The organism is Acaryochloris sp. IP29b_bin.137, from assembly GCF_028285745.1.
GTDB lineage: Bacteria > Cyanobacteriota > Cyanobacteriia > Thermosynechococcales > Thermosynechococcaceae > Acaryochloris.
Genome location: NZ_JANQOP010000072.1, coordinates 1 through 9284 on the forward strand (window position 1 = coordinate 1; position 9284 = coordinate 9284).

At 48.6% G+C, this 9284-nt stretch carries 7 protein-coding genes and 1 riboswitch; of the genes, 5 read left to right on the forward strand and 2 right to left on the reverse strand.

Annotated features, from left to right (window positions below):
- Positions 1-414 precede the first annotated feature (414 nt).
- The gene (locus Q0991_RS05420; RefSeq protein ID WP_299486212.1) at positions 415-1389 is read right to left on the reverse strand and encodes a heme o synthase; all 975 of its coding nucleotides are present in this window, start codon (positions 1387-1389) and stop codon (positions 415-417) included.
- A 90-nt stretch (positions 1390-1479) separates the two neighbouring features.
- Positions 1480-2364 carry a heme A synthase gene (locus Q0991_RS05425; RefSeq protein WP_299486214.1) on the reverse strand — a complete coding sequence of 295 codons (885 nt, stop codon included), beginning with the start codon at positions 2362-2364 and terminating at the stop codon, positions 1480-1482.
- A gap of 568 nt (positions 2365-2932) precedes the next feature.
- Between Q0991_RS05425 and Q0991_RS05430 the strand changes: the two genes are divergently transcribed.
- The 5 genes from Q0991_RS05430 (at position 2933) to Q0991_RS05450 (ending at position 9213) form a co-directional block, all read left to right on the forward strand.
- Positions 2933-3925, forward strand: a complete 993-nt coding sequence (locus Q0991_RS05430; RefSeq protein WP_299486216.1) for a cytochrome c oxidase subunit II — start codon at positions 2933-2935, stop codon at positions 3923-3925.
- 66 nt (positions 3926-3991) lie between these two features.
- On the forward strand, positions 3992-5665 hold the full coding sequence (gene ctaD, locus Q0991_RS05435; RefSeq protein ID WP_299486218.1) for a cytochrome c oxidase subunit I: 1674 nt from the start codon (positions 3992-3994) through the stop codon (positions 5663-5665).
- Positions 5666-5707: 42 nt separating this feature from the next.
- Positions 5708-6334 carry a heme-copper oxidase subunit III gene (locus tag Q0991_RS05440; protein ID WP_299486220.1) on the forward strand — a complete coding sequence of 209 codons (627 nt, stop codon included), beginning with the start codon at positions 5708-5710 and terminating at the stop codon, positions 6332-6334.
- A 335-nt stretch (positions 6335-6669) separates the two neighbouring features.
- A complete protein-coding gene (groL, locus tag Q0991_RS05445; RefSeq protein WP_010472301.1) occupies positions 6670-8346 on the forward strand; it encodes a chaperonin GroEL in 1677 nt (558 codons plus the stop codon).
- A 299-nt stretch (positions 8347-8645) separates the two neighbouring features.
- A riboswitch (Glutamine riboswitch) is annotated at positions 8646-8736 on the forward strand.
- A gap of 30 nt (positions 8737-8766) precedes the next feature.
- Positions 8767-9213, forward strand: a complete 447-nt coding sequence (locus Q0991_RS05450; RefSeq protein ID WP_299486224.1) for a DUF4278 domain-containing protein — start codon at positions 8767-8769, stop codon at positions 9211-9213.
- Positions 9214-9284: the final 71 nt, after the last annotated feature.

The window sequence follows — 9284 nt, forward strand, 5'->3', positions numbered from 1 at the left end:
AAATCTCTCCCGGTTGAATTTGAAAGGAGACATCTTTAACTGCTTCAACCTTGCCGTAGGATTTTTTTAGGTTTTGGATGAGAACAGCAGGAGCCATATAATCACAAATCTCAACAGGCAGTCATTCTTATTTTATTACTGTGTCTACGGTGTGATTGCATGAATCTCAGGGATTGCAGACTGAGAGAGGGATTTTTTAAGCCACAGCGCCTCGGCAAAGATTGGGCATTATGACAAAAACAGACTAAATTTAGCTTTTACGGGGATATTCGCTGATGTTTGAATGGTCTTCTCCTCCAAGATTCCGTTTAAGTCGTTTGAATTTATGATTCGCCCTAGAGCCCTATAGGGCCACGAACAAAAAAACGGACCGATTCCAATAGACAAAGATGCGATGAATCCAGCCCCGCGGTCTCAACCGATACTGGGTATCCAGGCTTGCAAGATATGGGTAGAGTGGTGCCATACTTGCTGAGTCCAAGGCAAACTATCCACTCCCATCCCTGCACAAAGCAACATCATATAGAGAATCGAAAACTTGAAAACCGACCGTGCCATTTGCTGATCATCTGGGGTTTGGGTCAGCTGCCAGGCTTTGTGAATAAATTGGGCCCAGAGCACGATGGCAATCAGCGCATATAGCGTGCCAGCAACCTGCAATGGGTAGACCAACAAGAGGGTGACAGGTAATAACAGTGCGGTATAAACAAACGTCTGATTAGCGGTGGTCGCCATACCGTTGACCACTGGCATCATGGGGACCCCAACTTTGGCATAATCCTCTTCAATCATCATGGCAAGGGGCCAGAAATGGGGTGGAGTCCATACAAAGATAATGGCAAACAGCACCCAAGCTGCCCAGCTTAGCTCTCCCGTGACGGCAGCCCAGCCAACCAAAGGCGGAATCGCACCTGCTGCCCCCCCAATCACAATATTTTGGGTGGATGAGCGTTTGAGCCAATGGGTATAGACGCCAATGTATACCGCGATGCCAGACATTGCTAGACAGGCACTGAGAAGGTTAGCACCCAAGGCTAAAAGCAGAAAGGCGGCCAGGGCTAAGGCAACAGCAAAAACACTCGCCTGCCAGACTTGAATCCGCCCGGACGGTAAGGGACGATGACGAGTTCGCTCCATGATGAAATCAATGTCGCGATCGTAAATACAATTAATAGTATTAGCCGACCCTGCGGCACATGCACCTGCGAGTAAGGTCGTCAGAAATAATCGCGGACCCACTTGTCCAGAAGATGCAACCCACATAGCGGCTGCCGTTGTAATCAAAAACAACAGGATAAGACGCGGTTTAGTCAGTTGATAGAAGTCAATGCAGGTCTGAGCAAAACCAGGATGAAGCCAAGGAACCTCAGCCCAGGCGGTCTTTTGCATATTTAAGCCTCTGAATAAATTCCAAGGTCGGGCAAGACAGCATAGATGAGGATGTCACTGCCAAGGCAAAACGATCAATGTATTGCTGGATCAAGACGGTTCTAAGGAACCTGTAATGCGAATGGGCACCGTTTGCAGCGGTTTTACAGATTCTGCTTGATGACGATCACGAATTGCAATCACGCTAAAGATCACTAAGGTGCCTAACAAGCCAGCGCCAATGGCTTGATGGGCAACCGTTAAACCCACCACTTGTAGATGTAATTGCAGGGTTGAAATGCCCACCAAAATTTGCAGACTCAGCAATCCGAAAGCCAGCTTTCCCAAACCTCTGAGGTGAGGGTGTAAGGCGGGGGTGCGCCATGATAAAAGCACCAAGGCCAGAACGGTAAGACTCGGAGGAACAACACCAGCGAAGTGGTTATACATAATCCGACACATTTGGGCTCCCGCTAAGCATTGATGAGCAGCCCATTGAGACGCCACTAAACCGCCCAGAATACTTTGGAAGTAGACGAGGGCAACGGCTAAGGAACTGAGCCAAGGCAATCGATCGACTACTCCCGTTCCTTGATAGGGCATCAGACTACTGCCAAGCACTAGCATGCAGCTGAAAAACATCAACCCGGTTGCCAGGTGAGCAGTAACAATATCAAACCTCAACAGTTGAGTAACGGTTAGTCCCCCCAATACGCCTTGAAAGATGATCAATCCCAAACATAGGGTCGTCAAGGCGGGGAGCCATTTGGGTAATTGTGATTTCATCCACCAAGTCACGCCAGTTAATAGAATCATCAAACAGCCGAGAGAAGATGCAATTAGACGATGAAACCATTCCAAGAAAACTTGGAGATTCATTTGTTCTCTAGGAACAAGCTCTCCGTAGCATAAAGGCCAATCGGGGCAGGATAGTCCGGCATTCATCACCCGTGTGGCGCTACCCAAAGCCATCAAAAACAAGGTCAAGATGGCCATGCCGAAGAACGCGTAGCTAAGGAAATGGGACGGCGTTCTGCCACCTGAATGCGGAGCTGGGGAAGAGTTCTGTAATATCTCGACCATAAATTATGTCAAAAACGATAGGAAAGAGAGTGTAACCACATCTGGGGTTATAAACTTTTGAATGCTCGCTCCCAGCGATCTAAAGTAAGCACTTGGTTCGAATAATTACACTGTAACCAGTATTTTCTTGAAGCCGGAATGACCTGAAACATATTGCTACACAAGTGTTGCAGGTTGCTCTGCACCGTTGCAGATATTACTTTTTTTTAAGGGTTCTACCGAAAGGTGGAAAGACATGGATTTTTGTAAGGAAACTTTAAGGTTCGGCCATCTCCAAACTTTGAATCAACTGCCAAGATAGAAATGTCTGTTGTCTTGTCAGGATCCCAAAGAAAAGCCTAAAACTGCTGATCAGAGCTCCATCTTACTGAGTGAGCTGATCTACCGTAGTAATTAAACGTTGAAGGTTCTCAAACGGTTGTGCAGGGTTTCTCCTTGTTATCTGGCCTGATGTTCGCTCTATCACTACAGGAAAACCATTGTGAAAGTTCCCACAGCGATTCTCACTCTAATCATTGGGATTCTAATTACCCTGGCTAGCCTTTGGGTCAGTCAAAATAATGGTTTGCTTCCCATAGCGGCAGCGGCAGAAGCCACTGAGATTGACCGATTATTTACGGCAATGTTAGCCATTGCAACGGGTCTATTTTTATTAGTTCAAGGGGCACTGCTCTACTCCCTGTTTGCTTTTCGTCGTCAGCCGGATGATGCCACAGATGCTGAGCCGATTCATGGTGATGTCTCTCTAGAAATTGTGTGGACTGCTATCCCGGCAATGCTGGTGCTTTGGTTGGGCATTTATAGTTTTGATGTTTACCAAAGTATCGATAGCGTAGGCACGATGGGGTCTCATAATATGGCCCATCAGCATGGTGAGATGGAAATGGTGGCTGCAGATCAGGGGTCCGATTCAACCAGACTGGTGGTGGATCAAAGCGATGTATCCCCAGACCCGCTTAGCCCCGCGGTGGCGACTGAAACGGTCGAGCCGTTGCAAGTCAATGTAGATGGTTTGCAATACGCATGGTTATTTACCTATCCCGATACGGGCATCATTTCTGGCGAACTCCATTTACCTGTCAATCGACCGGTAACCCTTAATATCACGGCGAGGGACGTTATTCATGCATTTTGGGTCCCTGAGTTTCGCCTGAAGCAAGATGCCGTGCCTGGACAGGTGACTCATTTAAATTTTCAGCCCACAGAGGAAGGGGTTTATCCCGTGATTTGTGCTGAGTTATGTGGGGCGTATCACGGAGCGATGAAAACCCGCTCTATTGTTCACTCAGGCCCGGAGTACCAAGCGTGGGTGGATAGTCAGCTCGTGGCAAATACATCAAGGGAGACGGTCGCTCAATCTGTAACCACGTCCCCCTTAGAACACCATGCTGCAGCGATGGGTCTGCCTGATCATCTGCATGAATCCCATCAGTCGGATTTAGCTCAGGCTAAACACTCCCCTTCAGCGTCCTGACAGCACTATTTATTTTGACAACAAGACAACGATTTCTGTGATCACCCCGGGATAAAGGATTGGTTTATGACGGAAGCGCAAGCCCCAGCCCCCCATTTGGAAGAAGTAGAGGTGACGCCTTGGCGCGAATACTTCAGTTTTAGTACCGACCATAAGGTGATTGGGATTCAGTACCTAGTTACTAGTTTTGTGTTCTACCTGATTGGTGGGCTCTTAGCAGAATTGGTGCGAACTGAGTTGGCAACTCCCGCGTCAGATTTTGTCCAGCGGGAGACCTACAACGAACTGTTCACGATGCATGCCACGATTATGATCTTTTTGTGGATCATTCCGACGCTGACGGGCGGTTTTGGCAATTTTCTGGTGCCGCTGATGATTGGGGCCAGGGATATGGCTTTCCCGAAACTGAATGCGATCGCATTTTGGATCATCCCACCCACCAGCATTCTCTTGTTGTGTAGCTTTTTTGTCGGTCCGGCGAGCGCAGGTTGGACCTCCTATCCCCCCTTAAGCTTAATGACCAATAAAGCCGGAGAAGCCATCTGGATTCTGGGCGTCATTCTCCTGGGAACGTCATCGATTATGGCAGGGCTTAACTTCCTGGTCACCATCCTTAAAATGCGCATTCCCAGCATGACCTTGAATGATATGCCCCTCTTTTGCTGGGCCATGCTGGCCACGTCTGCCCTGCAGCTGGTGGCAACCCCTGTTTTGAGTGGAGCCATGGTGTTGTTGGGCTTCGACTTATTGGTAGGCACCAACTTCTTTAATCCAGCAGGGGGCGGTGATCCGATTGTTTACCAGCATATGTTCTGGTTTTATTCCCACCCGGCGGTTTACATTATGATTTTGCCTGCCTTTGGCTTAATCTCAGAAATTCTGCCCGTCCATGCCCGCAAACCGATTTTCGGCTATCAGGCGATTGCTTATTCCAGTATTGCCATTAGCTTTTTAGGGTTAATTGTCTGGGCTCACCATATGTTTACCAGTGGCACCCCCGACTGGCTACGGATGTTCTTTATGATTGCCACGATGGTGATCGCCGTGCCCACGGGCATTAAGGTGTTTAGCTGGGTGGCAACGGTTTGGGGCGGCAAGCTGAACTTATGCAGCGCCATGCTGTTTGGGATGGCCTTTGTCTCTATGTTTGTGGTCGGGGGCCTGAGTGGGGTAATGGTGGCCTCGGTGCCCTTTGATATTCACGTACACGATACCTATTTTGTGGTTGCTCACCTCCATTACGTCTTATTTGGTGGCAGCGTATTTGGTATCTATGCCGGACTCTATCACTGGTTTCCTAAAATGACCGGACGGATGCTGAATGAATTCTGGGGCAAGGTGCATTTTGCCATGACCTTTGTGGGCTTTAATATTTGCTTTTTGCCAATGCATGTCTTGGGATTGCAAGGGATGAATCGGCGGATTGCCGAATATGATCCCAAGTTTGCGGCCTTAAATTTAGTCTGTACGATTGGGTCCTATATCTTGGCCGTGTCTACGGTACCCTTTGTGGTCAATGCGGTGTGGAGCTGGTTGGCAGGCCCCAAAGCCAACAGTAATCCCTGGAAAGGACTGACCCTAGAGTGGACGGTCCCTTCTCCCCCGCCTGTGGAAAATTTTGAGGAAGATCCCGTTTTAGCGATTGGTCCCTACGATTATGGGACGCCAAAAGCCCTCGATTTTGTGGCGGCTACCTTAGCGCTACCCACTCCCGCCCTGGCAGCCGACAGCTCAGAGTAATCCCTTCCTTAAACCAGAACACGTTAGCAATATTGGATACCTATGCAAGGTTCAACAGCCGATCAAAATCAAACCGACATCACCTATGCCGCCACGGTGGAAACCGCTGAGCACCATAGTGAGCATCCCGATTTGCGACTTTTCGGGTTTATTGTGTTCCTGGTCTCGGAAAGCATGCTGTTTTTGGGACTCTTTGTCGCCTATTTTGCGTTTCGGGTAGTGACGCCTAATTGGCCCCCCGAGGGCACGGAAGAACTAGAATTAATGCTGCCTGGCATCAACACCATTATTTTGATTTCCAGTAGCTTTGTGATTCATAAGGCTGATACCGCCATTAAGAAAAGTGGGGACGTAAAAGCCGCTCGCCTGTGGTTTGCGATCACCATTGCTATGGGAGCCACCTTCTTAGCAGGTCAGGTGTACGAGTACAACCATCTGGGCTTTGGCCTCACCACCAACCTGTTTGCCAGCACCTTCTATCTGTTGACCGGCTTCCACGGATTGCATGTGTTTGTGGGCCTCCTGTTGATGTCAGCAGTACTATGGCGTTCACGAGTGCCAGGTCATTATTCAGAAACTAGCCACTTTGGGATTGAAGCTACTGAAGTATACTGGCACTTCGTAGATGTAATTTGGATTATTTTATTTTTGATCCTGTATCTTCTCTAAAGTTCAACCTGAAGCCCTATATGTATGGCTCTGTAATGCTTGACCTGTTCAAGTCAGGTTGTCAGAGACAGCTAAAGCCAATTGATTCGGGCTTGATATTACAGCCGTACCAAAACGAAAAAATAAGTGTTGTTGGTGACTGATTTAACAGTTGTAAAAGCCCGTCAGCAGAAGTTCGGTTATCTGGACAATAACCCAATATTTTAGTTCGGGCCTTGGGGCTACAATGGGTTAGCTCAGATTTAGCACTCTCCCTTTGAGAGTGCTAGTTTGCTGAAAAACACGAAACGTTGTGTGTAATTCACTGAGAAGGCGCAAACGAGAGGACGCTTGTAATGGCCAAACATGTAGTATTTGATGAAGAATCGCGTCGCGCTCTTGAGCGTGGTGTGAATTCTCTGGCAGATGCCGTACGAATTACATTGGGGCCTAAAGGTCGCAATGTGGTTCTGGAAAAGAAATTCGGAGCACCCCAAATTATTAATGATGGGGTGACCATTGCGAAGGAAGTTGAGCTGGAAGATCCGTTGGAGAATGCGGGTGCACAGCTGATGCGTGAAGTCGCTTCCAAAACCAATGATGTCGCGGGTGACGGTACCACTACCGCTACGGTTCTGGCCCAAGCGTTGATTCGCGAAGGTTTGAAGAATGTGGCTGCTGGTGCTAACCCCGTGGCCCTTCGCAAAGGGATTGATAAGACGATTGATGCCTTAGTGAAAGAGATCGAAGCCAAGTCGAAGCCCGTTGCCGGAGATGCGATCGCACAAGTGGCAACCATCTCTGCTGGGAACGATACCGAAGTCGGTCAAATGATTGCCCAAGCCATGGATAAGGTGGGCAAAGATGGCGTCATTACCGTAGAAGAATCCAAGTCCCTCGCCACCGAAATGGAAATCGTGGAAGGGATGCAAATCGATCGGGGCTATATCTCTCCCTACTTTGTGACCGATGCAGAACGCATGGTTGCTGAGATCGAAAATGCCCGCTTGCTGATCGTCAACAAGAAAATCAGTTCACTTCAAGATCTCGTCGGTATCCTGGAGCAAGTTGCCCGTGCTGGACAACCTCTCCTAATTATTGCTGAGGATCTAGAAGGGGAAGCCCTAGCCACATTGGTGGTGAACAAGCTTCGGGGTGTCCTTAATGTTGTGGCTATCAAGGCTCCTGGTTTTGGTGAGCGCCGCCAAGCCATGCTTCAAGACATTGCCGTCCTCACCGGTGGACAGGTCATTTCTGAAGATGTGGGTTTAACCCTCGACAAAGTTGATTTAGAGATGCTGGGAACGGCTCGCAAGGTCACCATCAGCAAAGACAACACCACGATTGTGTCAGAAGCGGCCAATGCAGGGGATGTCGGCAAGCGAGTGGAGCAGCTCCGTCGCCAGTTGGATGAAACCGATTCTGAGTACGACAAAGAAAAGCTGCAAGAGCGGATTGCTAAGCTTGCAGGGGGCGTTGCTGTCATCAAAGTAGGTGCCGCAACCGAGACTGAGCTTAAGGATCGTAAATTGCGCATTGAAGATGCGCTCAACGCGACGAAAGCAGCCGTAGCTGAGGGGATCGTTCCTGGCGGTGGCACCACCTTGATTCATCTCACCAAAACCATTGAGAGTGTTAAAGCTCAATTGAAAGATGAAGAAAAAGTTGGTGCAGACCTCGTTGGTATTGCATTAGAAGCACCTCTCACTCAAATTGCAGACAATGCTGGTAAAGAAGGCGCTGTCGTTGTAGAGAAAGTCCGTGATGCGGACTTCAGCTATGGCTATAACGCCATGACTGACACCTACGAAGATATGATTGCTGCCGGAGTCGTTGATCCTGCGAAGGTGGTTCGTTCGGGCCTCCAAAATGCGGGGTCGATTGCTGGCATGGTGCTCACCACTGAAGCCTTAGTAGTGGATAAGCCTGAGCCAGCAGGTGCTGCTGCGCCCGATATGGGCGGCATGGGCGGCATGGGCGGCATGGGTGGCATGGGTGGCATGGGTGGCATGGGTGGCATGGGCATGATGTAAGCCCAAGCACCTATGACTCGTCAGCACTAAGTTAGCTCTGAGTCTTGCAAAACAGCTTGTCATCTGACAGGCTGTTTTTTGGTGTATGAGCAGTCATGCTAGAGAAAAGCAGCAGTTCCTCGTGTCAGCCGCCGTTAGAGCCAGAATTTCAGGTTTGTTGAAGTCTTGAAATCAATATTCTCAAGGCAAAAAAGTGTCAGAGAATACAAAAAAACTATATTTAATCAAAATTTAATTTTTTATCGGGTTTTGTAGGCCGATCTTTAATTTGAAAAGGGTATTATTAGATACAGAAATGAATCGTTCATCTTGCATCGCTTGTCTGTTTGATTCCTGATCAAAGGTGAGTCAGCAAGACGGAAGTAAGGCATTTACCTGAAGGAACGCGCCTCATCCCATCTATTCGGTCGGAGGCCAACCGTGAAATATTCCTATCGTGGTGTCGAGTACACCCCTGTTTCTCCCTCAGTAGAAGTCACAGAAACTGAAATTATTGGCCACTATCGTGGCACTCCCTGCCGCCGTCGGCAGTATGCAACTACGAATCTTCATCAACCCACTCACGTTATGACCTATCGTGGCGTTGAGTATGGACAAGGAGTGAACAACTCTACAACTCGCCAAGAGTCTACATTGCCTCAAACACCCAAGATTCCTGATGTTGTGCCTCAATCTATCTCTGTCGGAACAGCCATGAACTATTCCAGACCCTCTGGGCGTTTGGGTATTCGGGATGTATCCGATTTGGAAAAAGTTCATAACACTTTTATTCGCCAGACCTTGGAGCATCGTCTTGCCGTTGCCAAACGTAAAGGCGATCAAGGACTGGTTCAAATGCTAGAGCAAGAGCAGCATCAGCTGAATTAACGCTAGCGTCAGTTACTTAAAAAGCAATGCCCTCGATTTAGCTAATCGAGGGCATTTTTGTGATGGATAGA

Coding starts and splice junctions, on each gene's coding strand:
- Q0991_RS05425 (WP_299486214.1), bottom strand. CDS start 2,364: ATGGCCATCTTGACCTTGTTTTTGATGGCTTTGGGTAGCGCCACACGG.
- groL (WP_010472301.1), top strand. CDS start 6,670: ATGGCCAAACATGTAGTATTTGATGAAGAATCGCGTCGCGCTCTTGAG.
- ctaD (WP_299486218.1), top strand. CDS start 3,992: ATGACGGAAGCGCAAGCCCCAGCCCCCCATTTGGAAGAAGTAGAGGTG.
- Q0991_RS05420 (WP_299486212.1), bottom strand. CDS start 1,389: ATGCAAAAGACCGCCTGGGCTGAGGTTCCTTGGCTTCATCCTGGTTTT.
- Q0991_RS05440 (WP_299486220.1), top strand. CDS start 5,708: ATGCAAGGTTCAACAGCCGATCAAAATCAAACCGACATCACCTATGCC.